General features: G+C 28.9%; 24 protein-coding genes, 2 tRNA genes and 1 riboswitch. Of the genes, 5 read left to right on the forward strand and 21 right to left on the reverse strand.

All coding sequences use genetic code 11. The features are described 5' to 3' along the window. The first annotated feature begins 381 nt into the window (after positions 1–381). Positions 382–552, forward strand: a complete 171-nt coding sequence (gene rd, locus KQI16_RS10785; RefSeq protein ID WP_216434336.1) for a rubredoxin — start codon at positions 382–384, stop codon at positions 550–552. Between the two features lie 47 nt (positions 553–599). Here the strand turns inward: rd (KQI16_RS10785) and KQI16_RS10790 are convergent, their stop codons facing one another. The 8 genes from KQI16_RS10790 to celB form a co-directional block, all read right to left on the reverse strand. Continuing rightward, on the reverse strand, positions 600–2,084 hold the full coding sequence (locus KQI16_RS10790) for an HsdM family class I SAM-dependent methyltransferase (protein ID WP_216434339.1): 1,485 nt from the start codon (positions 2,082–2,084) through the stop codon (positions 600–602). Positions 2,085–2,198: 114 nt separating this feature from the next. Next, positions 2,199–2,924 (reverse strand): chitin disaccharide deacetylase, encoded by a 726-nt coding sequence (gene chbG / locus KQI16_RS10795; protein ID WP_216434340.1) that lies wholly within the window; start codon positions 2,922–2,924, stop codon positions 2,199–2,201. A 77-nt stretch (positions 2,925–3,001) separates the two neighbouring features. Then, on the reverse strand, positions 3,002–3,763 hold the full coding sequence (locus KQI16_RS10800; protein WP_216434342.1) for a MerR family transcriptional regulator: 762 nt from the start codon (positions 3,761–3,763) through the stop codon (positions 3,002–3,004). A 159-nt stretch (positions 3,764–3,922) separates the two neighbouring features. After that, positions 3,923–5,617, reverse strand: a complete 1,695-nt coding sequence (gene ilvD / locus KQI16_RS10805; protein ID WP_216434344.1) for a dihydroxy-acid dehydratase — start codon at positions 5,615–5,617, stop codon at positions 3,923–3,925. 60 nt (positions 5,618–5,677) lie between these two features. Further along, positions 5,678–5,986, reverse strand: a complete 309-nt coding sequence (locus KQI16_RS10810; RefSeq protein WP_216434345.1) for a PTS sugar transporter subunit IIB — start codon at positions 5,984–5,986, stop codon at positions 5,678–5,680. 30 nt (positions 5,987–6,016) lie between these two features. Then, positions 6,017–7,447 carry a glycoside hydrolase family 1 protein gene (locus KQI16_RS10815; RefSeq protein ID WP_216434348.1) on the reverse strand — a complete coding sequence of 477 codons (1,431 nt, stop codon included), beginning with the start codon at positions 7,445–7,447 and terminating at the stop codon, positions 6,017–6,019. A gap of 102 nt (positions 7,448–7,549) precedes the next feature. Continuing rightward, on the reverse strand, positions 7,550–7,876 hold the full coding sequence (locus KQI16_RS10820; RefSeq protein WP_216434350.1) for a PTS lactose/cellobiose transporter subunit IIA: 327 nt from the start codon (positions 7,874–7,876) through the stop codon (positions 7,550–7,552). 44 nt (positions 7,877–7,920) lie between these two features. Continuing rightward, on the reverse strand, positions 7,921–9,264 hold the full coding sequence (celB, locus tag KQI16_RS10825; RefSeq protein WP_216434351.1) for a PTS cellobiose transporter subunit IIC: 1,344 nt from the start codon (positions 9,262–9,264) through the stop codon (positions 7,921–7,923). Positions 9,265–9,513: 249 nt separating this feature from the next. Between celB and KQI16_RS10830 the strand changes: the two genes are divergently transcribed. Then, positions 9,514–10,296 (forward strand): MurR/RpiR family transcriptional regulator, encoded by a 783-nt coding sequence (locus tag KQI16_RS10830; protein ID WP_216434353.1) that lies wholly within the window; start codon positions 9,514–9,516, stop codon positions 10,294–10,296. Between the two features lie 62 nt (positions 10,297–10,358). On the opposite strand, the gene KQI16_RS10835 is transcribed toward KQI16_RS10830, so the two are convergent. The 4 genes from KQI16_RS10835 to htpG form a co-directional block, all read right to left on the reverse strand. Then, complete coding sequence (locus tag KQI16_RS10835) at positions 10,359–11,162, reverse strand: MurR/RpiR family transcriptional regulator (RefSeq protein WP_216434355.1); 804 nt, start codon at positions 11,160–11,162, stop codon at positions 10,359–10,361. Between the two features lie 138 nt (positions 11,163–11,300). Next, positions 11,301–11,954 (reverse strand): N-acetylmannosamine-6-phosphate 2-epimerase, encoded by a 654-nt coding sequence (locus KQI16_RS10840; protein ID WP_216434357.1) that lies wholly within the window; start codon positions 11,952–11,954, stop codon positions 11,301–11,303. 5 nt (positions 11,955–11,959) lie between these two features. Further along, the gene (locus KQI16_RS10845; protein WP_216434359.1) at positions 11,960–13,465 is read right to left on the reverse strand and encodes a PTS transporter subunit EIIC; all 1,506 of its coding nucleotides are present in this window, start codon (positions 13,463–13,465) and stop codon (positions 11,960–11,962) included. Between the two features lie 243 nt (positions 13,466–13,708). Continuing rightward, positions 13,709–15,577 (reverse strand): molecular chaperone HtpG, encoded by a 1,869-nt coding sequence (gene htpG, locus KQI16_RS10850; RefSeq protein ID WP_216434361.1) that lies wholly within the window; start codon positions 15,575–15,577, stop codon positions 13,709–13,711. A gap of 273 nt (positions 15,578–15,850) precedes the next feature. Here htpG and KQI16_RS10855 point away from each other — a divergent pair, with 273 nt between their 5' ends. Next, the gene (locus KQI16_RS10855) at positions 15,851–16,315 is read left to right on the forward strand and encodes a DEAD/DEAH box helicase (protein ID WP_216434388.1); all 465 of its coding nucleotides are present in this window, start codon (positions 15,851–15,853) and stop codon (positions 16,313–16,315) included. 151 nt (positions 16,316–16,466) lie between these two features. Here KQI16_RS10855 and gloA2 read toward each other — a convergent pair whose 3' ends face one another. Beyond that, the gene (gloA2, locus tag KQI16_RS10860; protein ID WP_119866485.1) at positions 16,467–16,847 is read right to left on the reverse strand and encodes an SMU1112c/YaeR family gloxylase I-like metalloprotein; all 381 of its coding nucleotides are present in this window, start codon (positions 16,845–16,847) and stop codon (positions 16,467–16,469) included. 135 nt (positions 16,848–16,982) lie between these two features. On the opposite strand from gloA2, the gene KQI16_RS10865 reads away from it, so the two are divergent. Together KQI16_RS10865 and KQI16_RS13120 are read left to right on the forward strand one after the other, a co-directional pair. Continuing rightward, a complete protein-coding gene (locus KQI16_RS10865) occupies positions 16,983–17,996 on the forward strand; it encodes a glycosyltransferase (RefSeq protein ID WP_216434390.1) in 1,014 nt (337 codons plus the stop codon). A gap of 74 nt (positions 17,997–18,070) precedes the next feature. Continuing rightward, on the forward strand, positions 18,071–18,328 hold the full coding sequence (locus tag KQI16_RS13120; RefSeq protein ID WP_286173076.1) for a hypothetical protein: 258 nt from the start codon (positions 18,071–18,073) through the stop codon (positions 18,326–18,328). A gap of 252 nt (positions 18,329–18,580) precedes the next feature. Here the strand turns inward: KQI16_RS13120 and KQI16_RS10875 are convergent, their stop codons facing one another. The 8 genes from KQI16_RS10875 to KQI16_RS10910 all read right to left on the reverse strand — a co-directional run bounded on the left by KQI16_RS10875 (position 18,581) and on the right by KQI16_RS10910 (position 24,468). Next, positions 18,581–19,753 carry a M20 metallopeptidase family protein gene (locus KQI16_RS10875; protein WP_119866489.1) on the reverse strand — a complete coding sequence of 391 codons (1,173 nt, stop codon included), beginning with the start codon at positions 19,751–19,753 and terminating at the stop codon, positions 18,581–18,583. Positions 19,754–19,778: 25 nt separating this feature from the next. After that, the gene (locus KQI16_RS10880; RefSeq protein WP_216434392.1) at positions 19,779–20,597 is read right to left on the reverse strand and encodes a MetQ/NlpA family ABC transporter substrate-binding protein; all 819 of its coding nucleotides are present in this window, start codon (positions 20,595–20,597) and stop codon (positions 19,779–19,781) included. A 43-nt stretch (positions 20,598–20,640) separates the two neighbouring features. After that, positions 20,641–21,321 carry a methionine ABC transporter permease gene (locus KQI16_RS10885; protein ID WP_216434394.1) on the reverse strand — a complete coding sequence of 227 codons (681 nt, stop codon included), beginning with the start codon at positions 21,319–21,321 and terminating at the stop codon, positions 20,641–20,643. Then, a complete protein-coding gene (locus tag KQI16_RS10890; RefSeq protein WP_216434396.1) occupies positions 21,290–22,348 on the reverse strand; it encodes a methionine ABC transporter ATP-binding protein in 1,059 nt (352 codons plus the stop codon). The genes KQI16_RS10885 and KQI16_RS10890 overlap by 32 nt, the downstream gene beginning before the upstream one ends. An 80-nt stretch (positions 22,349–22,428) precedes the next feature. Further along, a riboswitch (SAM riboswitch) is annotated at positions 22,429–22,547 on the reverse strand. Between the two features lie 121 nt (positions 22,548–22,668). Beyond that, positions 22,669–22,743 (reverse strand) — tRNA-Gln (locus tag KQI16_RS10895). A gap of 5 nt (positions 22,744–22,748) precedes the next feature. Then, positions 22,749–22,825 (reverse strand) — tRNA-Arg (locus KQI16_RS10900). A gap of 159 nt (positions 22,826–22,984) precedes the next feature. Next, positions 22,985–23,149, reverse strand: coding sequence for a rubredoxin (gene rd, locus KQI16_RS10905; RefSeq protein ID WP_119866493.1), 165 nt, complete (start codon positions 23,147–23,149; stop codon positions 22,985–22,987). Positions 23,150–23,247: 98 nt separating this feature from the next. Beyond that, entirely contained in the window at positions 23,248–24,468 is a 1,221-nt protein-coding gene (locus KQI16_RS10910) for an FprA family A-type flavoprotein (RefSeq protein ID WP_216434398.1), read from the reverse strand. Between the last annotated feature and the right edge of the window lie 242 nt (positions 24,469–24,710).

A 24,710-nucleotide genomic window follows, 5' to 3' on the forward strand; every position in this document is an offset into this window, starting at 1 on the left:
TGTCCTGTAATTGAGTTATTCCATTTCTGCGAAATGCGGAGCGCCATCTTTTACCTGATGATTCAACACGTTTCATACCTAAAATATCTATGTTAAATCCACATTCCTCAAATATTTCTATTTCTTTTTCTGTAAATAATTTTTTGCTCATTACATTCTTCTCCTAATGATATTTATTTTATTATACATAAAAATACCCTATGGCATAGACTTTTTTTAAATTGTCTATTCCATAGGGTACATTTTATTATTTTAAACTAAAATAGCTTTTTATTTTTATAAATATCACAAAAACTTTTTAATAATAATTTTGTTTTATATCATATTTTTATTACATACTCAATACATTGTAACATATAAAAGATTTTTAGGAGGTTATTAATGGTTCCACAAAAATATATATGCCTTTCCTGCACTTATATTTATGATCCTGAATTAGGAGATCCTGATAATGATGTATATGAAGATACTCCTTTTGAAGATCTTCCAGACGATTGGGTATGTCCAGTTTGTGGTGCTACAAAAGAAGAATTTGACATGTATGAGGACTAAAAACACAAAAAACAGTCCATTAAAGACTGTTTTTTATTTGCTTTTATTTAAGCCTTCCTAACCAAATCTTCTATAAATTCTTCTATATAATAGATTGTCTTAGCACTTAACCTGCAGGCCTTATTAATTTCATTATTTATTTCTCTAAGAATTTCTTGTATATCTTCTCTATTCTTTGAATTGTTATAAGCTAACCTACCTAATAAAATAAGTTTCTCTTTTTCTTTCTTTGTAAAATTAATTAATGGTATTCTTGCTATATAGCCAGAAGTAATCATATTGCTTCTGTTTAATAATCCCCTTACTAAATAACTTACCAAGTTTGAGTTTAAATAAGATAATAAAAAAAAGCTCTCTTCTTCATCACATAAAATACAGCAATTAACACCAAAAACACTGCCTTTAGGAAGCTTACAGGCAGAAAATTCAACTCCCATAGAAGAGCATATAACTCCTTCATTAAATAAATCTTCTTTATTTCTAACTATAAAATTAGATACCTTTTTAGCTATTTCAATAAAATCTTTATCTATATAAAGTATTTTCTCTGTATAAAACTTATCCTTACCTGGATTTTTATAGAAAGGCACTTTATATTGGCCTTTGCATTCCCTAGATAAGTATAATTTATCATTTCCTGTAGATATACCCGTTATACATTTATATATATCCCCTATTCTCCTATTATTAAAAAGAAGCTTAATTTCCTTAGGACATTCTATTAAAAATTCTAGATTATCTCTATCCTTATCTAATACTATATCCTCTATAAAATATTTATTGTTTTCTAATTCTCCCTTTTTAATTTTTGCTTCAAAATTTCTTTTGTTATTAGTCCTATTATTTAAAATAATTTTTCCCTGATATTTAGTACCCTTTTGTAAAATTATTATGCTTGTTCTAACATCTGCTCCTTGACTTATAAATAAGTCTGTTGGACACATGGTAATTTCATGAATAGAACATTTTTCTAATATTTTTCTTCTAAAATTTTTATAAATTTTTGCAGTAAAAAAAGAATCATTTGTAATTATTCCTATCAAGGCTCCTTCTTTAGCCAAGTCTATTACTGCAGATATAAACATGAGATACATATTTTGAATTCCAACATCTTTAAATTTTGACTTTAATTTGTCCTTATTTTCTTTAATATATTTTACTTCATGACAATTATAAGGTGGATTTAACACATAATAATCATACTCTAAAGTATTAATTGTTCTCCCAAAATCTATGTTTGAAAAATAAAAATCTAAAAAATCTCTATTTTCAAAACTACATTCATATATATCCTTATATCTATATATATCTATTCCATAGCATTTAATATTTTTATTTATAAAAGGTCTTAACATTTCCTCCCTTCCACAGCAGGGATCAAAAACACTCTTTCCTTTATTATTTATAGAAAATAGTCTTTCTGCTATGTAATTACATATATAATCTGGAGTTGAATAATATCCTAATTCCCTTTTATCTATTAATTTTCCCTTTGATATTTCTTCTTTTATAACCTTATCTTTTCGCCCCATAAATTTTCACTTACCTCTATCAAAAATTCTCTACTATCTTTAATTATATATAAAAAAACAGTTGATTAGGAATTTTTATAACTAAAACTCCCATCAACTGTATTATTAACTATATTAAATATTCCTATAATTTATTAATTCAATACTATTTTCTTTTAAAAATTCCTTTAATTCTTGTGAAGTAATAACTTCTAATTCTTCTAATCTTTTTAAATTATAGGAACTGTTCTTTAATAAAAATAAATCTACATAAGCAGGGTGAGACATTACTTCTACTAATTCATAGTTTTTATCTATTATTCTTTCAAAAGATTCAACTGAAACAGCTTCATCATAAAAAGCACCTTCAAAAGGCACTACCATGTCATAATCTAGTTTATAATTTAAACCGCCCCTTATTGGAAGCTTATACTTCTTTAAAATTTCTTCTATAACAGGTTTTAAAAATTCAAAGGTATGAACATGATGATGAGAATCTAAATGAGTAATATTAATTCCCTTTGATCTAACCTTCTCAATTTGTGCACAAAATTCTCCAAATACTTCATTTAAGTCTATCTTATTAAAATCCTGCTTTGTTAGTAATTTCCTATCAAAATTTCCTTCCTCATCTACTATGGTTTTATGAGTTTTTAAAACTGGCTTATAAGCACTCAGAGTTAAATGAACTCCACATCCTAATTCAGGATTTTCTTTAAGAAGTTCTACTGCATGGTCAAAAGCCGGCATACCAGCCATTATAGTAGTACTAGTTATAATTCCAGTTTTATGAGCTTCAATTATACCATAGTTTACTGCTTTACTAAAGCCAAAGTCATCAGCATTTACAATTAATTTCATAAATTCATTCCCCCTTATAGGTCTATACTAACAAAACATACCTTAAGCTTCAATATTAACTTAAATATCTAATAAAATTATTTTGCGTATTTAACTATACAATCTCTTAAAACTTCTGTCGCTTCAATTGATTCAGCTGCATTATTATAATATTTTGCAAATCTTTCATCTGCAAGATACATTTCTGCTAAGCCCATATGCGCTTCAGCAGAATAATTTGGCCATGAAAAAGTTAACCATTCCTTATGCCTTTCATAAACCTCTTTCGCTGCTTGTGATTCTAAATCCTTTGTTTTGATAACTTCCTTTAAAGCTTCAAACATTTCTTTTTCAATATTCTTCATTTTATTAAAATCTTCTTCAGTCATATTCATCCACTTTTTATTAGATTCCTCTATAGTTTCTTCACCATATTTTTCCCTAATTTCTTTACCATATTTTCTTTCGTTTTCTTCTAAAACTTGCTTTTTAAATCCTTCAAATTTTTCTCTATTTGTCATTTTTATCTCTCCTTTATTATATTGTATTGTTTTTTCTACTGTCTTAATAAGCAAATCTAATTGATTTCGTCTGGAGATAAGTCTTTCTCTGTGCTCAATTAAGGATTTATTTATATCAAAATCCTTATTATAAATAATTTCTTTTATATCTTCTAACTTTATATCCATTGATCTATAAAGCATAATTTGCTGAAGTAAGTCCACTTCTTTCTCTCCATAAATTCTATAGCCTGAAGAGTTAACTCTACAAGGTTTCAATAGGCCTATTTCATCATAATATCTTAATGTTCTAGTACTTACTCCTGCCATCTGTGCTAATTTGTTAATTGTATATTCCATATCATTACCTCCTAACAATTATAATGATAAAGTATAACGTAGCGTAAAGATCAATATTTTTTTTAATTTTTTATATAAAATTATAGAAGCTAAATTAAGAAAAAAATAGATTATAAAAAAAGAAGATTGAAAACAATCTTCTTTTTAAATTCTATTAAATTAGTTATTTTTTATATATGCTCCTTCTATTCCTGAAACTGCATTCTTGCAATAATTTCCTAAAAGCCCTTTGCTATATTTACTTCCTTTTAACTTTTTCTCTAGTTTTCTTTTTTCTAAAATAGCATTGACTTCATTTATAGTAAGATTTTTATTGTCTATATCTACTATATTAATAGCTCTATTTTCTATGTCAATTTCAATAATATCACCATTTTCTATATATGCTATTGGTCCTCCTGAAAAGGCTTCTGGTGATACATGACCTATAGCTGGTCCCCTAGTTGCCCCTGAAAATCTTCCATCTGTTATTAAAGCAACAGTACTATTTAATTCTGGATCAGATGAAATTGCTTCTGTTGTATAAAACATTTCTGGCATTCCAGTTCCCTTTGGTCCTTCATATCTTATAATAACAGCATCTCCAGCTTTTATATCTTTATTAATAACTGCATTATATGCATCTTCTTCACAGTCAAAAACTACAGCTCTTAACCTTTGTTTCCATTGAGATTTTTGAATTGCTGAATGTTTTATTACACAGCCTAATGGTGCTAAATTTCCCTTAAGAACTGCTAAGGACCCTTCTTTATTTATAGGCTTTTCTACTGTAAATAATATATCACCATAAGGGTCATTTTTAACAAAATTTTTCTCAAATTCATCTAAATTTTCACCTAATGTTTTTCCTGTAACAGTCATACAATCTAGGTGTAAATAGTCTCTTAATTCTAGCATTATTCCCGGTAATCTTCCTATATAGCTTAAACAATCTGCAGGATACTTTCCGCTTGGTCTTACATTTAGTATATATGGAACTTTTCTATGAATTCTATCAAAATCTTCAGCAGTAATTTTTATTCCTACTTCATTTGCAATAGCAGGTATATGAAGGAGTGAATTACTTGACCCTCCAATTGCTGCATGTACTATTATTGCATTTTCAAATGCTTCTTTAGTTAATATATCTTTTGGAGTTATATTTTTCTCAACTAAATTTAATACTGTCTCTGCAGCTTTCTTAATATATTCTTCATGCTCAGGACTAGCTGCAGCTATTGCTGCTGAGCCTGGTAATGCTAACCCTAAGGCTTCACTTAATAACTGCATGGTAATAGCAGTTCCTAAAAAAGAACATGCTCCATATGATGGACACGCTTTTTCCTTATACTCTTCATATTGTTCTTTTGTAATCTCATTTCTCTTATACATAGCAGCATAAGTACCTATTTGATTTAATGTTAAACCACCTTCTCCTGCTCTCATTACTCCTCCAGGAATAAAAATAGATGGTATATTAGTTCTTGCCATTCCCATTAAATGAGCTGGAACTGATTTATCGCAGCTTGCAATAAATATTCCCCCATCAAAAGCTGTTGCATTTACATGTATTTCAATCATATTTGCAATCATTTCCCTAGAGGCTAATGAATAATTTATTCCATCATGGCCTTGAGCTTGTCCATCGCAAATATCAGTTACATAATAATCCGCTGGATATCCTCCCTCATTTAAAATAACTTCACTACATAGTCTTGAAACTCTATTTAAATGAGCACTTCCTGGATGGCTTTTTCCATAACTGCTTTCTATTATTATCTGCTTCTTTTCTAAGTCCTCTTTCTTCCAGCCCATCCCCATCCTTAAACTATCCATTTCATAAGCTACTTCTCTTACTTTTTGAAAATTACTCATTTTTCTCCTCCTATTTTATAAAAATAGTGTCTTTTAATATAAAGACACTATTTTCATTTATTATTTCTTTATTAATTTTAATGCTAAATCTAAAACTTTAGCCCCATTACACATTCCATAATCTACTGATGGAATAACTTCAACATTTAAACCATACTTTTCTCCCTTACTCTTCATATCATTTAACATAAATCTTATTTGTGGTCCTAATAGAACTACATCTGCTTCTTCCATATTTCTTAAAGCTGCATCTGTTGATACTGCCCAAATCTTAGTATCTAATCCTCTCTTCTCAGCTTCTTTTTCCATCTTTGTTACTAATAAACTTGTTGACATTCCTGCTGAACAAACTAATAAAATTTTTTGCATATTTAATCACTCCTATTGTTTCTATCATTATTATTTATATTCATTTTCAAATATTTCTACTTCAAAGCTTCTATTATCTTGTACTTTCTTGTACCAATTTCCAGATTTTTTAATTCTTCTATTTCTATTATCCTCTAAATTAACTTCTACTAACCCATATCTATTTTTAAATGCATTTTGTGGTGAAACATTATCCATGAAAGCCCATAACATATATCCCTTGCAATTAGATCCATCTTCTATTGCTTTTAAAGTCCAATATAAATGTTGTGATATATATTCAATTCTATAATCATCTTGAATTTGTCCATCTTCATTTTTATATTGAGCTTCATTTTGAACTCCCATTCCGCTTTCTGCTACAATCCACTCTACATTGTTATATTCTTCTTTAAGTCTTATACCAATATCGTATATTATTTTAGGATATATCTCCCAGCCCCTGAAAGGATTCATTTTCTTTCCAGGTAGATCAAATAATTCGTAATAACGAGCTGGATGGAAAGGTATTTCTTCATTCCATGCTGTTGATCTAGCCTTTACTCTATGTGGATAGTATAGATTTAATCCTAAGAATTCAATAGTATTGTTTTTAATTATTTCTAATTCTTCTTCAGTATAATCAAACATACAATTGTGCTTTTTTAAATCTTCAATTAAATCCTGTGGATATTCTCCCTTTAACATAGGATCCATAAATACTCTATTAAAATATAAATCATACATATATGCAGCTTTTTTATCATGCTCTGCACTTGATCTTGGATAAGTAACTTCCGGATTTAATATAGCTCCAATCTTACCTTCCAAACCTAATTCTTTAAATAATTTTACAACCTTTGCATTAGCTAAAACCTTGTTATGGTTCCATTGCATCCATTTAGCTGTATTTTGTTCATATGGCCATCTTATTGCATCAAGATAAACTCTAGTTTGAACAACTATCGGTTCATTAAAGGTAAACCAATACTTAACTTTATGTCCAAAATGTTTAAACACTTGTTCTGCATACTTTACAAAGAAATCTACAACCTTTTTAGAACCCCATCCACCATACTTTTCAAATAAATATAATGGTAATTCATAATGTTCTAAACATATCATTGGCTCTACGCCGTTTTTCTTTATTTCATCTATATAATCATTATAAAATTGAACAGCTTCTTCATTTACTTCACCAGTCTCATAGTCTTTAATAAATCTTGACCAGTCAATTGAGGTTCTAAAGGCATTTAATCCTACTTCCTTCATAAGTCCTGCATCTTCTTTATATCTGTTATATAAATCAGCAGCTACAGTAGGGCCAATAGCATCATGCCATAATTCAGGAACAGCCTTATACCATCCATCCATATAGTTCATATTTTTTTCAGTTTTTCCTGTCCAGCCTTCTGTTTGCCATGCTGACGCTGCAGCTCCTAATATAAAATTCTCAGGAAGATTTACTTTCTTTAGTGCCATTTATATTCACTCCTTAATAATAAAATTGGAAGTTCACAGTATGCTTTGTTAAGCCCACCTAAACAATTAAGTATTTTATACTGTGAACTTTTAAATTTCTAACTAATTTTTATTAATAACCTTAATTAGATCTTTTCTTAAATCTATTATTTCTTCTGCAAGCTGCCTTACTGTTAATCCAGTCATTAAGTGATCCTGAGCATGAACAAATAACAAATCTAATTTAACCTTATCTCCTTGTGCTTCCTTAGTTAATAGCTCAGTTTGCATGTTATGAGCCATAGTAAATGCTTCTCCACATTTTTTCATTAATTCTTCTGCTTGTTCTATATTTCCGTTCTTTGCTTCTCTTATTGCTTCAATTGCATAACTTCTGCCATCTCCACTAAATGTGATAATTCCAAATGCTACGCTTTCTAAATCTTCCATAAAAATTCTCCTATTCTATTAATTTTTTCTATGATTAACAATTCTTATGCTATTGCGTCTGATTCAGCTTCTTCAAGTTCTAAAGATTTTTCTTGTTCAACTAATTGTCTATCATAAACTTTTACAAATGGTAGATATACAAGACCTACTACTATTACATTGATAAATTGTATAACCCCTGCCATTATATCTCCATTAGTTGCCAATATACCTGATATAAATAATGGTGTTGTCCAAGGTACTGCAATACCTGCTGGTGCTGAAACTAATCCGAAATACATTGATAAATAAGTTATTGCTCCTGCTAACATTGGTCCTATAACGAAGGGTATTATCATTATTGGATTTAAAACTACTGGAATACCAAATATAATTGGTTCTGATATATTAAATATTGCTGGTCCTATTGCTAATTTTGATATTGTCTTTAATTGCTTTGATTTAGCAAAAATTATCATTACTACTATTAAACCTAAAGTTGCTCCACAACCACCTATACCGTTTACAAAAATATCATGGAATTGCTTTGTAACAATATTAGGAAGTTCTGCTCCTGCTTCTAAAGCAAGTCTGTTTTGATCCATTGCTGGTAATAATATTGAATCCATTACTCCAAATACAACTCTTGTTCCATGGATACCCATTGTCCAGAAAAAGTGATATAAGAAAATTGTTGATAAAGTACCACCAAAAGATAATCCAACAGCTGCTATTGGTGCTTCTAAGAATTTACTAATAAATGCAAAGACTGTTTCATAGCTTGTTGCTTCAAAGAATAATCTTATTCCTAAAAATACTACTAATATTACTAAAGCTGGTGTTATTGCTGAAAATGATTTTGATACTGCTGGTGGAACTGAATCTGGCATCTTGATTACCCAATTTTTATTTACTATGTATATAAAAATTTCAGTTGAAATTATTGCTGTTAAAATTGCGGCAACTAGTCCACCTGCTGAAAAATTTGTTGTTTGCCAAACCCTTCCTAAATTTAAAATTTCACCACTTTGTAAAGTTTCATTTATATTTAAAACAGGTATTAATAGTAAAAATGCTGATAATGCTATTGCACCTGCTGATAATCCGTCAACTTCTTTATCTTTAGCAAGATAATAAGAAATTGAAAATACGGCTAGTAAAGAAACAATATCAAATGTTACTCTTACGGGATATAGAATTTTTGTAGTAAAGTCCGGAATTATACCGTTTACAAAATCTGCATAACCATCTATAGGCAAGTTACCTAAAATCATAAATATTGATCCAACAATAATAAGCGGCATTGTAATTGATAATCCATCTCTCAAAGCTCTTATATGTCTTTCGGCTGCTATCTTACCAGCAATAGGCATCATTTTATTTTCCAAAAACTTAATAAATGCTTCCATTTTTTACACCTCTTTATTTAATTTATATGGAACTTAAATAAAAATTGTTTTATAATATCTTTGTACACGTTTACTTTAAAATGTCGTTTAGTTTAAGGCCCTAAACTATCTGACATTAATATAACACTTATGAAAGTTTTTTTCAATACCTGAAATAAATTTTCTTTTAGTTTTTTTATTTATTTTATTTTTTACTTTTTTTATTGTATAATAACAATAAATTATAACACTATAGAAAGGATTTATTTAATGTCTAAAGAAATGAGTTGCCTTCTTCAAATGCGCAAAAATTATAGCAAATTAAGTGCTAAAGAAATTGAAATAGCTAACTTTATATTAGAAGATCCTCACCGTGTAATTTACTATACTATAGATGACTTTTCTAAAGCATTAAATGTATCTGAAGCAACAGTTTCAAGGTTTGTACGTAAATTAGGATTTAAAAAGTTTCAAGTTTTTAAGGTAGCTTTGGCTAATGAAATTACTACATCCTCCAATTATAAATCTACACCTATAAATAAACCTGAAAAAAACTTTCAGGGCTTTAGTAATACTATTTTCGAACATATAAAAAATTCTAGCCATGATAATAACGAAAAAACTCTGGCCAAGCTAAAATCAAATCTAATAATTTATGAAAAGGTTGCCTTTTTAGGAATTGGAAATGCTAACGAACTTGCTTATAATGCTTATAATAGTTTTCCTAATGCCAATAGCAAGCTATTATATAATCAAGATTTTATATTCCAAAAGAATATTGCTTTTGATTTATCTAAAAACGATTTAGCCATTTTATTTTGCACGAATGAAGAAGATGAAGATTATATTTTAGAAATTACAGATATCTTAAAAAAAAATCATGTTACAACTATTGGGTTTTCTTATAATTCAAATAGTATATTTTCTAAATCAGTTACATATTCCTTAGCTTCTAATATAGAAAATAGCTCTGAATTAATTGAAGATATGCCTAATAAAATTTACATTCTATCATTAATAAAATACATGTATAATACTTGTTTTTCGGAATAAAAATAGACTATCTCAAAATAAATTAATTTTTTAATTATTTTGAAATAGTCTTTCTTTTTATATTAATTATTCTTTAAAATAGCATCGATAGTTATTTGCATCTTTTCATTTAACTTATAATCTTCTAATAAAACCATTGATATTAAATCTATAATATACATTACAGAAAATTGGCTATTTATAAATTTATTTTTATCCACAAATTTAGGATTATAAACAATAAGTTCTATATCAGATAGTTTACTAACCCTACTCTCTTTAAAGCTAGTTATTCCTACTATTTTAGCTCCTCTTTTTTTTGATAATCTTAGGGCTTGAATTAGTTCCTCAGTTTCTCCAGAAATAGATATTCCTATAATCAAATCTCCCTTAGAAACAATAGAACTATTAATTATCATCATATGGGAATCTGTTATACTATGAACATTAAACCCCATTCTTAGGAGTCTCTGCATCATTTCTTCTCCTGTTAAACCTGAGCTTCCTACTCCATAAATATATATATGTTTTGCTTTTTTTATTTCATTTACAACTTTAAATATAGAATCCTTATCAATAATTACTTTGGTTTTTTCAATCACTTCATTATAATACTTGTATACATAAGAAAATATTCCATCTTCTTCCTCTTGATGTGATTCTGTATTAGTTGAATTTATTTTTATTTTCATATCTACAAAATTATCACATCCTATTTTCTTGGAGAATCTTGTTATTGTAGAACCAGAAGTACCTATTTCCTTTGCTAAATCTGTAATATTTATATTTTTTATCTTATCTCCATATTGAAGTATATAATCTGCTATAGCCCTTTCTTTTTCAGAAAACTGAGTATACTTATTTTGTATCTCACATAAAATGTCCACTTATTTTCCTCCATTAATTTATTTTTATATTAACAATATACATAATTTTTAATAATTATCCAAGTATAATAATGTAATTTTATCAATAAAAATAGAAGTAGAAATTAAAATTTCTACCTCTAATATACTTTTTTATTATTATAATGCTTTTATTACTTCATCATTAAATTTCTTAGTTATTAGTTGTGGTCTAGTTATGGCGCTTCCTACAACTACAGCATAAGCCCCCATTTCTATAGCTCTTTTAGCCTTTTCAGGGGTATCAAAATTCCCTTCGGCAATTACCTTACCCTTACATTTTTCTACTAAAGCCTTTAATACATCAAAATTATTCATTCCTTTTGAATGTTCTGTATATCCAACTAAAGTAGTTCCAATGTAATGAAAACCTAACTTATCTGCCCTTAAACCTTCTTCTATTGTAGATATATCTGCAAAGAACTTTTGCTTTGGATATTTTTTTAATACTTCCTTTAAAAATTCTTCCTCTTGATTTATTGTTGCATCTAATGCAAGTATATCTACTCCGGCATCAACAAGGGCGTCAACTTCCTTCATTGTTGGAGTTATATAAGCCTTCATCCCAGGATAATTTATTTTTATTATTCCTATTACAGGTAAATCAACTGCTTTTTTTATTTCAATAATATCTTCAACGCTATTAGCTCTTATTCCTATAGCACCACCTTCTTTAGCAGCTACAGCCATTCTGCTCATAATATATGAACTATGCAATGGTTCGTGTTCTAATGCTTGGCATGATACTATTAGTCCTCTTTTTACTGCTTCCATTGTTATTAATCTCTCCCTATTAATTCATTTATTTTCTTGCTTAATGGATCTGCTTTTGCTCCAAATATTGCTTGAATTCCACCACCAACTTCTAATACACCAGTAGCACCTAATTTCTTTATTCTTTCCTTATCTACTTTTTTAACATCCTTAACAGCAACTCTTAATCTTGTTATGCAAGCTTCAACATCTTCTAAATTTTCTTTTCCGCCTAATGCTTCTAAAATTTGAACTGCTTTGCTATTTATTTCATCCTTTGGAGAAACTACTTTTACTTCTTCATTACCATCTTCAGCATTTTCATCCCTTCCTGGAGTTTTAACATTAAATTTAGTTATTAAGAACTTAAATGTAAAGTAATATAATGCTGCCCAGATGGGACCTTGTACTAATACTAGTAACCAGTTTGTTTTAGCATTTCCTTGAAGTATTCCAAATAGAGTAAAGTCTATTAATCCGCCTGAGAAAGTATTACCTATTGATATATTTAGTAAGTCAGCAACTAAGAATGAAACTCCATCAAAAAAGGCATGAACTACATATAGCCATGGTGCTATAAATAAGAACATAAACTCTATAGGTTCAGTGATACCTGTAATAAAGGAAGTTAATGCTGTTCCTAAAAATAAACCATAAAATGCTCTTCTTCTTTCCTTAGGTACACAATGGTACATAGCTAAACATGCTGCTGGTAATCCAAACATCATTGTTCCAAAACGTCCTGCAAAGAATCTTGTGCCTTCTGTAAATAATCCAACATGATTTGGATCAGCTAATTGAGCAAAGAATATGTTTTGAGCACCAACTATTGCTTGTCCTGCAACAGTTTCAACTCCACCTAATTCTGTATACCAGAATAGCGGATAAATCATATGATGTAATCCTACTGCTCCTGATAGTCTTAATAGGAAACCATATAGGAAAGTTCCTAATACACCTAAACCAGCTATTCCCTTACCTGCTGTTACTAACCAGCCTTGGAATGTTGGCCAAATTAAAAAGAATACAACTGCAACAAAAACTGCTCCTAGGGATGAAACTATTGGCACAAATCTTGATCCGCCAAAGAAACCTAATACATCTGGTAGTTTTATTGTACTATATCTATTATGAAGAAATGATACCATTAACGCTATTACTATTGCTCCAACTACACCAGTATCTATAGATCCTATTTCAGGATTAAAAGTTGTTATCATTCCTGCTATTGAAGCATTCATAACTAAGAAGGCAACCGCCCCTGCTAAACCAGCAGTTCCTTTATCCTTTTTAGCTAATCCTACACAAAGACCAATACATATAATAAGTGATAAATTAGCAAATACTGCATTTCCTGCAGCTGACATAATTGCAAAAATTCCTTGTAACCAAGCTATATTTAGAAATGGATATGCATTTATGGTATTAGGATTTGATAATGCTCCTCCTATACCAAGCAATAAACCGGCTGCTGGTAGTATAGCAATTGGCAACATAAAGGATTTACCTAACTTTTGTAATTGTTTGAACATTAATATACCTCCCCGAAAATTATTTTAATATATTTTCTTTTAAGAAAATTATATTCAATTGAATACATTTACATAGTATCACGAAAAATATTTTTATGCAATAGTTTTTACGAATATTTTTTTCTTAAAATACTTAACTTCATTTTAATTATAAGATCTAGATAAATATTATTTGTATCTTTTTGAAATTTGTAAAAAATGAGTTGTTTCGTTAAGTTTAAGAAACAACTCATTTTTTAATATTTATAGTTCAACTACTCTTTTCATTATTTCATTACTTCTTTGAATAAACTCATCAAGTTCTTCTGCATTTAATGACTTATTAGAAATTAAAGCTAAATCAACTATTTGATTGCATATTAATTTAATTGTATCTTTCTTACTTTCATCATCTTTAAGAGATATTAACTTCTTAACTATAGGATTATTATCATTTATGACAAGCGTCTTTTCCTCTGGGAAGCTCATTCCAACAACTCCACCAAATTGCTTTTGCATTTCTGCCATTCTTCTTGAATATTCAGAAACAAGTATCATAGCTGGAGTTCCTTCACTCTTTAAGCTTTCTACAGAATACTCCTTAATCTTATCTCCTATAGCTTCTTTAAATAATTCTATAATTTTATCCTTTTCTTCTTTGTTTTCTTCTTTCTTTTCCTTATCTTTAAGAATATCAGATAAATCTGAATCAACTCTATTAAACTTAATATTTCCAACCTTATATTCAAGGAAAGATATAAAGTTGTTATCTATTGGAGTACTTAGTATAACTGCATCTAATCCATATTCTTTAAACAGCTTAATATATTGAGATTGTTTTTCTGTATCGTTAATATAGAATACCTTATTTTCATGTTTGTCTTTTGCATTTTCTAAGTAATCCTTTAAAGTAATATAGTTGCCTTCAATATTTTTAAATATTAATGAATCTTTAATTTTATCATAGAAACTTTCATCCCTTAGGCATCCATATTTAATAAATAATTGAATATCATCCCAGAATTCATTATACTTTTCTCTATCATTTTTAAATATTGAATTTAACTTATCAGCTACTTTTTTCACTATATGTTTAGATATTCTGCTTACATCTTTATCATTTTGTAGGAAGCTTCTTGAAACATTTAAAGGTAAATCTGGGCAATCAATAGCTCCTTTTAAAAGCAATAAGAATTCAGGAATAACTTCTTTTATATTATTTGCTACGAAAACTTGATTATTATATAATTTTACTTCTCCTTCTATTAATTCAAACTCATTTTTTAATTTAGGGAAGTAAAGAATTCCTTTTAAGTTAAATGGATAATCAACATTTAAATGTATCCAGAATAAAGGATCTTGGAAATCATTGAATACCTTATGATAGAATTTTTTGTATTCTTCATCTGTACAATCACTTGGTTTCTTAAGCCATAAAGGATTAATATCATTTAATGGCCTATCCTTTTTATCTTCCTTATCTTCTTCCTTTTTATCTTCATCCTTTAGGAAAATTTCTACAGGTAAAAAACCACAATATTTTTCAATTATACTTCTAATTTTATAAAAATCTAAAAACTCCTTACTTTCATCATCTATATATAGAGTTATAGTTGTACCCCTTGTAGTTCTTGTATCTGAAGTAGTTATTTCATATTCAGTTCCGCCATCAGAAATCCATCTAACAGCCTCCGCATCTTCTTTATATGAAAGGGTATCTATTTGTACTCTCTTAGATACCATAAATGCTGAATAAAAACCAAGTCCAAAATGGCCTATTATATCATTTCCTTCAGCCATTTTATCTTTATATTTTTCCACAAAATCCTGTGCACCTGAGAAAGCTACTTGATTAATATATTTTCTAACTTCTTCCTCAGTCATTCCTATTCCATTATCACTGAAAGTTAATGTACCTTTTTCTTTACTTACTGAAACTATTATTTTATAATTTTCTTCATTGTTACTTTTAGCTTCTCCAAAAGATACTAGTCTTTTATGCTTACTAACAGCATCACAACCATTACTTATAAGCTCTCTTATAAATATATCTTTATCTGAATATAACCATTTTTTTATGATAGGAAAAATATTTTCAGTATTAATTGAAATATTACCCTTTTCATTACTCATAATATCATCCCTCCAAAACATAATTTTAAAATTCTAAAAAGTTAATGTCAATATTTCCATTGATTGTTAACTATTTGTACAAAATTTGTACATGTTCTCACCATCGTTATTTTATTAAAAAATGTATATAATATATTAAGAATAATAAATCAAAGGAGAAAGATATGAAATCATTTAGCGAATTAAGTTTGAATGACAATATAGTAAAGGGATTAGAACTTCAAGGCATAACTGAATATAATAGTTGGTACTCCTGGAAGAGTATTAGATTTAATGAATAAAAAGAAAATTTCAGCTCATACCATTAAAACAATAGTTATAGATGAAGCCGACAATCTTTTAGATAATACAAGCTCAGCCTTTGTTAAAGATATTATAAAAAAGACCATGAAAGATAGAGAAATATTAATTTTCTCTGCAACCATAAATAAAAATACTTTAGAAACTGCTAAAGCATTAATGAAGGATCCTGTTATCTTTAAAAATGAAAGTAATTTTTCCTTAAATCCAGTTATTGAACATATATATATTAAAACAGATCCGAGAGAAAAATCAGAAGTGTTAAGAAAATTAACTTCTGCTATAAATCCTCAAAAAGCAGTTGTTTTTGTTAATAATGTCTACAATATTGACTTAGTTGCAGAAAGATTAAACTATCATAATAAGAATGCCTTTGCTATGCATAATAAATTGACTAAAGAACAAAGACAAAATGCTATGGAGAAATTTAGAAAGTAAAAAAATATGAAAAAGAATTTAAAATTAAGATAGTAAAAAAGCAGTTAAAGCAAGGACAACTTTTATCAATTGATTAATAATATATGGGTTTTACCTTATTTATTTTAAATTTGGAAAAACCCATATTCTTTTATGTATTTTATATAAAATTTTATTCATGAAGTTCAAGCGGTAGCCCATCTGGATCTTGAAAAAAGGTCATTTTTTTATTAGTAAATTCATCTATTCTTATTGGCTCTGTTTCTATTCCCTTTCCTTTCAATTCCTTTATTACATCTTCTATACAATTAACCTTAAAAGCTAAATGCCTTAAACCACATGCTTCAGGTCTTGTTAGCCTCTTTGGGCTATTTTTCATACAAAATATTTCTAACTCAACATCTCCAAGCCTTAAGTCTAATTTATAATCTTGTCTGTTCTCTCTATAATTTTCCCTTATAATCTCAAAACCTAATTTATTCACATAAAAATCTTTTGATATCTCATAATTTGATACTATTATTGCAACATGATGTATTTTATCTAACTTCATTTACTCTCATTCCCCTAACTTTAAAAACTAATTTATATAAATTATATCAAATTTAAACTCACAGCAACATAACATACTCATATATTATTATAAGTCATAAAACTAATACTTTTGTCTTATAAGGAGATATTTAATATGTCATTAAGCTTATGTATGATTGTAAAAAATGAGGAACAAAACCTTGGTCGATGTCTTGAAAGCGTAAAGGATATTGTAGATGAAATAATTATCGTTGATACAGGATCTACTGATAATACTATAAAAATTGCTGAAAAGTATAATGCTAAAATATTTCATTATAAATGGGATAATAGCTTTGCTAATGCTAGAAATTATTCCCTAAGCAAGGCCTCAAAAGATTGGATTTTAATTATGGATGCAGATGATGAGCTTGTAAGTGAAGACAAGGAAAAACTTCTTAATTTAATTAATAATAAGAATATTAAATTAAATGCCTTTCTCGGAGAAACCCTTAGCTACTCTGGAGATTCTCCCGACCATAATATTTACTCCAATTTAAATATAAGACTTATAAGAAATGGAAAGGGCTATAAATTTCAAGGTGATATTCATGAACAGATTATTCCTGGAATTGAAGATAGAAATAAAGAGGGTATTATAGGAATATCTGATATTAGATTTTATCACTATGGATATTTAACCAAAACTGTCTATGAAGGAGATTCTCCTATTTTTTTAAGAGAAATTTTAGGCGTTGGCACTTATAGACCTTACTTTCTATTAGGAAACATATATTGTGCTATTGGAGATTTAGACGGAGCTTTTGAAGCTTATGAAAAATCATTAAAACTTAACCCAAAACTTAATGATGCCTTATTTAAAATTGCTGAAATTATGGCATTTACTGCTGATTTTAATACCCCTAAAACAGCTTCTGGAAGATACATTATTGTTTCAGGAATAGTTCCAGCTAATACAGCCTTTATCGAAGTTATGCAGCTATCAGTAAGTAGATTTGAATCAGGTGTAGAACATTTCTATATAACTAAGGAATACGAAAATTCAACTAGTGATCCTGTTACAATTAATGAGACCTTAATTATAGCTGCTGTACCACAAATCACTTCAAGTGATGATGTAACTTTCACTTCCTTTGGCTCTATAATAGGAAAAGTTGATTTAGCATAGTATAAAATTTTATATTAGTGAGTCTGTTAACACAGTCCCTTTACTTTATACATATATACTCTTGAGGTGATAAAATGAAAACTCTTTTAATACCAGCTTCAAAAAGCCTTACAATTACAAATAAATTTCCCTGGAAAAATTTTAATATTGATTTAATAAGTCCTCTTAAGGAAGATTTTAATAAATATACAACTTATTACAATCCTCCAGCCTATTATCGTCACAAAAGAATTCCCTTTTATCCTATAACTTCAAAAATTGCCATATCCACTGATATTACACCCATAGTTTGTGACTGGATAATTAATAGAAAGAATAATAAATTAATATAGAAATAACTAGGGCAGGTACTGGAAAAAAAGATAATTATTATGTCTCTGATGAGTATGATAATTCTTCAAATAAATTTTCTCTTAATATTAATAAAACTTATAGTATTCCTATATTTCCTAAAATAAAAGCTGGAGACATTAAAAAAGTAAATTTATTTGGATCATATAAAGGTTCAATCTCAATATCCTAATCAATATAAAATAATGACCCTCTATTTTATGAAGGGTCATTATTTTTATTTCAAATAAGATTTATTCTTTAAGCTTATTTAATACATATTCTACTTCTATATTTGTTGTAATAAGTAATCCTTCTTCATCTAAATCAAAAAATTCATTATGATGCGGCTTAGCTGTATTAGGATTGCAGCTATTTCTTGTTCCTACCTGAATATAGGTACCCGGTACTAAAAGTAAGTAGTCTGCAAAATCATCAGCCCCTAATTGCTTCGGTTTATTAGTTATAAGATTTTCTTCCCCAATAATTCCTTTTACCAGTTCAGCAACTTCCTTACTAACTCTTTCATCATTTACAAGAGGGGCAGCATAATCCCTAAATTCTACTATAGCCTCTGCTCCATACATTGAAGCTATATCTTTTGCTATCTTCTCTACTGTTTTGTTTGTTTTTTCTCTTGATTCTAAATTAAAAGTTCTTGTTGTTCCTTCTAAGCTAACTTCATCTGCAACTGTATTATAAGTAGTTCCTCCTTTAATCAGTCCTATTCCAACAACTACTGTATCAATTGGATCAGTCTGCCTGCTCACTATTGATTGTAAATTTATTACTATCTGACTTGCTATATATAGGGCATCTATTGATAGGTGAGGCTTAGATACATGCCCACCTTTTCCTTTAACTATTATTTTAAAATAATCACAAGATGCACAACATGGTCCCGCCGTTACTGATACTTTCCCCAAATCTATTTCAGATGATACATGGGCTCCAAGAATTTCTTCTACGCCCTCTAAACATCCTTCTTTAACAAAGATTCTTGCTCCTTGTCCAATCTCCTCAGCTTGTTGAAAAAACAATCTTACTTCTCCAGCTAAATCTTCCTCCCTTCCTTTTAAAATCTTTGCTGCTCCAAGAAGACTAGCTATATGTCCATCATGTCCACAAGCATGATTATAACCCTTATTTATAGATTTATATCCTTCATCTTTATTATCTGGCACTTTAAGAGCATCAATATCTGCTCTTATTGCTAATACTCTATTTGAAGGCTTTTTGCCTTTTATTATTCCTAAAACCCCAGTTTCTCCAATTCTCTGATAAGGAATATTTAATTTATCTAATTCCTCTTCTATTTTATTTGCAGTATTATACTCCTTTAAGCTTTCTTCAGGATGCTGATGAAAATATCTTCTTAAAGAAGTTATATATTCCTTTTCTTTTATAACATAATCTTTTATAGTCATTAAAACGCCCCCATTTTTATTTACTTTATTTCCAAGTTGTGATATAAGAGCCCTTATACTCCTCTTCTATTATATTAGCAACTTCATCTGTTCTATAAGCTTCTACAATCTTCTTATAAATCTCATTATCTTTATCTTCTGTTCTTGCAACAATTACATTTATATATGGATTATCACTACCTTCTTTAACTTCTTCTAAATAAATTGCATCATTTTTTGGTATGAAGCCCGCATCAACTGCATGTCCTCCATTTATTACTGATGCATCAACATCTTCTAACAATCTAGGTGTTTGCGCTGCTTCTACTTCTATAATTTCTATCTTTTTAGGATTTTCAGTTATATCGTCCAAGTTTGGGGTATATCCTGCTGCTTCATCTACTTTAATAAGCCCTGCTGCCTCTAGAAGTTTCAAAGCCCTTCCTCCATTGGTTGCATCACTTGGTATTGCAATCTTTCCTCCGGCTGGAATTTCATTAACAGATGAGATTTTCTTTGAGTAAATTCCAAGAGGTGCTATTATAGTTTCTCCTATAACTGATAAATCAAATCCTCTATCTGATATATCTTGATTTAAATATGCATAGTGTTGAAATGCATTTAAATCTATTTCTCCATCTACTAAAGCTTGGTTTGGCTGGCTATAATCTGAGAAGGAAATAAGCTCTACAGTTACTCCTTCTTCTGCCAAACTTTCTATTATTGGTTTCCATTGAGGACTATCTTCACCAACTACTCCAATTTTAACAACATTATCATCTTCTGCTGCCTGTGCCCCACATCCTGCTAATGAAAAAACTAATACTCCTGATAAGATTATATTTAATAATTTTTTTGCTTTCATATTTATAATTCCCCTTTCCTATTTTGCTTATTGCTATTATTTTTTAATGAGTAGTTTTACTTATTACTTTATTTCCTGCCCATTGAATTAAATTCACTAGAATAAGTAGTATTATTACAGTTACAAATGTTACATCTGTTTGATATCTTTGATGTCCATATCTTATTGCTAAATCTCCAAGCCCTCCTCCCCCTACTGCTCCTGCCATGGCTGTTAACCCAACTAAACTTACAAATGTTATTGTTGTAGCTCTAACAATGTTTGGTATGCTTTCTTTTAAATATACCCTAAATATTATTTCTAAAGGTGATGACCCCATTGATTGGGCTGCTTCTATTACACCCTTATCTAATTCTGCTAAAGCACTTTCTATTTGTCTTGCAAAGAAGGGTACTGTTCCTAAAACCAGTGGAATCATTGATCCTTTTGTTCCAATTGCTGTTCCTACTATTGCCCTAGTTAGTGGAATAGCTAATGTTAATAAAATAATAAATGGTATTGACCTTGTAACGTTTATTACCTTATCTAGAAAATAATAAACTGGCTTATTTTCTAATATATTTCCCTTCTTTGTTACTATTAGAATTATTCCTAAAAAAAGACCAATAACAAAAGATATTAGACCAGCTACTACAATCATAAGTAGGGTTTCCCCAGTAGCTTTAATAATTTCATCTACTTTTGGTACCACATTAGGCAATAACTTTTGTGCTAACTCTGCCATCTTTAATCACCTCAACTTCCACATTATTTTCTTCAAGATATTTAATAACATTTCGGACTTTCTCTTCTTCTCCTCTTATAATTACAATAAGTCCTCCAAGAGGGGCATCTTCAATTATTTCAACATTTCCAAAAATAATATTAGCATCCACATTAAATTCCCTAGATATTATTGAAATTATTGGTTCGGTTGTACTATTTTCAAGATATTTAAGTTTTAAAATTTTCTCATCCTCTCTAATTTCTACAACTGAAGATTTGTCTTCTATGAGGTAATTAATATTGCTTAATATAGATGTACTTTCTATAAAGCTTCTTGTAATTTCTTGCTTAGGCTCTGAAAATACTTTAAATATATTTCCTTCCTCCACTATCCTTCCCTTTTCCATAACAGCAACTCTTGTACATATTTCCTTAACTACATGCATTTCATGTGTTATTACTACAATTGTTAAATTAAGCTTTTTATTTACTTCCTTTAAAAGCCTTAGTATTGATTTCGTTGTCTGTGGATCTAAGGCACTAGTTGCTTCATCACAAAGTAGAACCTTTGGATCATTAGCTAAGGCCCTTGCAATTCCTACTCTTTGTTTTTGACCGCCGCTTAATTGAGATGGATATGCACTTTCCTTATCCTCCAGTTCAACAAGTTTTAATAGAGATAAAACTTTCCCTCTTATTTCTTCCTTAGACAATCCACTCCCCCTTAATGGGTAAGCTATATTTTCAAATACCGTTCTTGATTTCATAAGATTAAAATGTTGAAATATCATGCCTATCTTTTTTCTTTCTTTCCTAAGTTCCTTATTTGATAAAGTTACAAGATTCTTACCATCTATAATAACTTGTCCTTTATTTGGCTTTTCAAGAAGGTTTATGCATCTAACAAGGGTCGATTTACCAGCTCCACTAAAGCCTATAATTCCATAAATATCTCCCTTATTAATCTTTAGTGTTACATCTTTTACTGCCTCTACTTTGCCAGCTTTTGTAGTATAACTTTTGTATAAATTTTTTAATTCTATCACCTTTCCCCCTCCTTTTTATTTAAAAATAAAAAAACTGCTTTCCTAAAAAATAAGAAAGCAGTGTAATAAACACATTAAACTTTCTATCTTTTAGACGTAGTTAACCTGTAGAATTTAGCACCAAAAATCATCCTAATTTCGCTTAATAATTTTGGTTGCTAGACTTCACAGGGCCAGTCCCTCCGTCTTTAGATAAAAAGTTATTTAGTTTTAGATTACTTATTTTATATTATATATTTACAGCTGATAAATTGTCAATATATTTTTTTATTAATAACTTGTTCATCTTAAATTAAAACATATTTAAAAATAATAAAGATTGGCTAGGATAGTAGGATTCGAACCTACGAATGCCACAGTCAGAATGTGGTGCCTTACCACTTGGCGATATCCCATCATTTGGAGGAAATAGTGGGAAGTGAACCCACCTTTCCAGCTTAGAAGGCTAGAGTATTAACAAATATACAATATCAGCCCTTTATTATAGAGAATTATAACTCTAACAATATTTCTTGTCAATTTATTTTTACTTATAAAATATAAACAAAAAACCTCTGATAATTATATATATAATAATCAGAGATTTTTAAATCCATTTATATTTTTAATATGGTAATTCAAAATTCATTAAATTAATTACTCTTCTAATTCTGAGAATTCGTCTTTACCAACTCCACAAAGTGGACATAACCAATCTTCTGGAACATCTTCAAAGGAAGTTCCTGGTTCTACTCCATTATCTGGATCTCCTAGTTCTGGATCATAAATGTATCCACAAACATCACATATAAATTTTTTCATGCTCAATACCTCCTACAATGGTTTCTATTATTAAATATATTATCAAATATATTTAATTTAATTTAACAACATTTTCCTTAGATTTGCAATGCTATATTTTATAATATTGAACTTATATAATCTGCTGCCTTTTCTACATCCTTCTTAGATTCTTCATTAAGAGAGAATCTTACTCTTACTGGGAAATTAACTTCAATCATACCAGTAGACTTTATTATTGAGGAAGTGCTTAATACCTTTGCATTAGTTTCATTTAAGTAATCCTGAATTATTTCTATAGGTTCTCCACTCCATCCAAAGGAGCCAAATGCAGCAGCTACTTTACCTTCTAAATTCATATCCTTTAACTTCTTTAAAATATTTTCAATGGATCCTATTAAATCACCATATCTTGTTGAAGTACCAAATAGCAATGCATCTGAATTTCTAATGGCTTCTATAATATCACTTTCTTCGCTCTTATCAGCATTAAATATAGCTACTTCTATATCTTCAGCTTCAAGATCCTTCTTAAACTTCTCTGCAATAGCTTTTGTTGAATTTGTCATTGTTGTATATACTATAGCAGCTTTTTTTCCTTTCTTAGTTTGCCTACTTCTCTCATCATATATACTGATATATTTTTCTATATTTTGATCTAATACATATCCGTGAGATGGTGCTATCATTTCAATTTCTAATTCTTTTAATGCAGAAATTAATGGTCTTACATATTTTTTATGTGGTGACATTATAAGATCATAATATACTGTAAATGCTTCTGTAATATCCATATCTGTCTTGCTGTCAAAGGTCTCATTGGCTGATAAATGTGTACTAAATACATCACAAGGGAATAATATTTTATCTTCAATGCAGTAAGTAATCATTGTTTCCTCTGTATGAAGATATGGTGTCATTCTAAATAACAATGTTTTTCCACCAATATCAACAGTATCTCTATCTTTTACAACTAAAAAGTTTCTATCATGTAGTTTGTATAATTCCTTTATATGATATACAGCTTTTTCACTACAAATTATTGTTGCATTAGTAGCTTGTCTTGCTAATCCGCCTAAAGCTCCAGAATGATCAGGTTCTGTATGATTTATAACTATATATTGTATTTTCTTTAAATCAATAATCTTTTTTAAATTTTCTATATATTGCTTTGTAAACATTATATCTACTGTATCTATTATTGTTGGTTTTTCTGTTTCTAATAAATAGCTGTTGTATGTTGTTCCTTGTTCTAATATTAGTCTATGAAATGGTACTTTTCTATCGTCTATAACTCCTACTGAATAAATATTATCTTTTAATCTAATTTTTCTTTCCATAAAATCTCCTCCTAAATAAATAGCTTATCTCTTTATCAATTCTATAGCCTTATTATAGGAGATAACTTTAAAAGTTAATGTGATTATAATCAAATCTAAATATAAATGATAACTTTTTTCATTAAATCGAGTAGGAGCTGAATAATTATTTTATTCAGCGTCCTCTCACACCACCGTGCGTACCGTTCGGTACACGGCGGTTCAATAGAAATTAATGTACAAATGAATAAATTTCAGATATT

Origin of the sequence: Caproiciproducens sp. MSJ-32 (assembly GCF_018918055.1) — a bacterium.
Taxonomy (GTDB): domain Bacteria; phylum Bacillota; class Clostridia; order Clostridiales; family Clostridiaceae; genus Clostridium.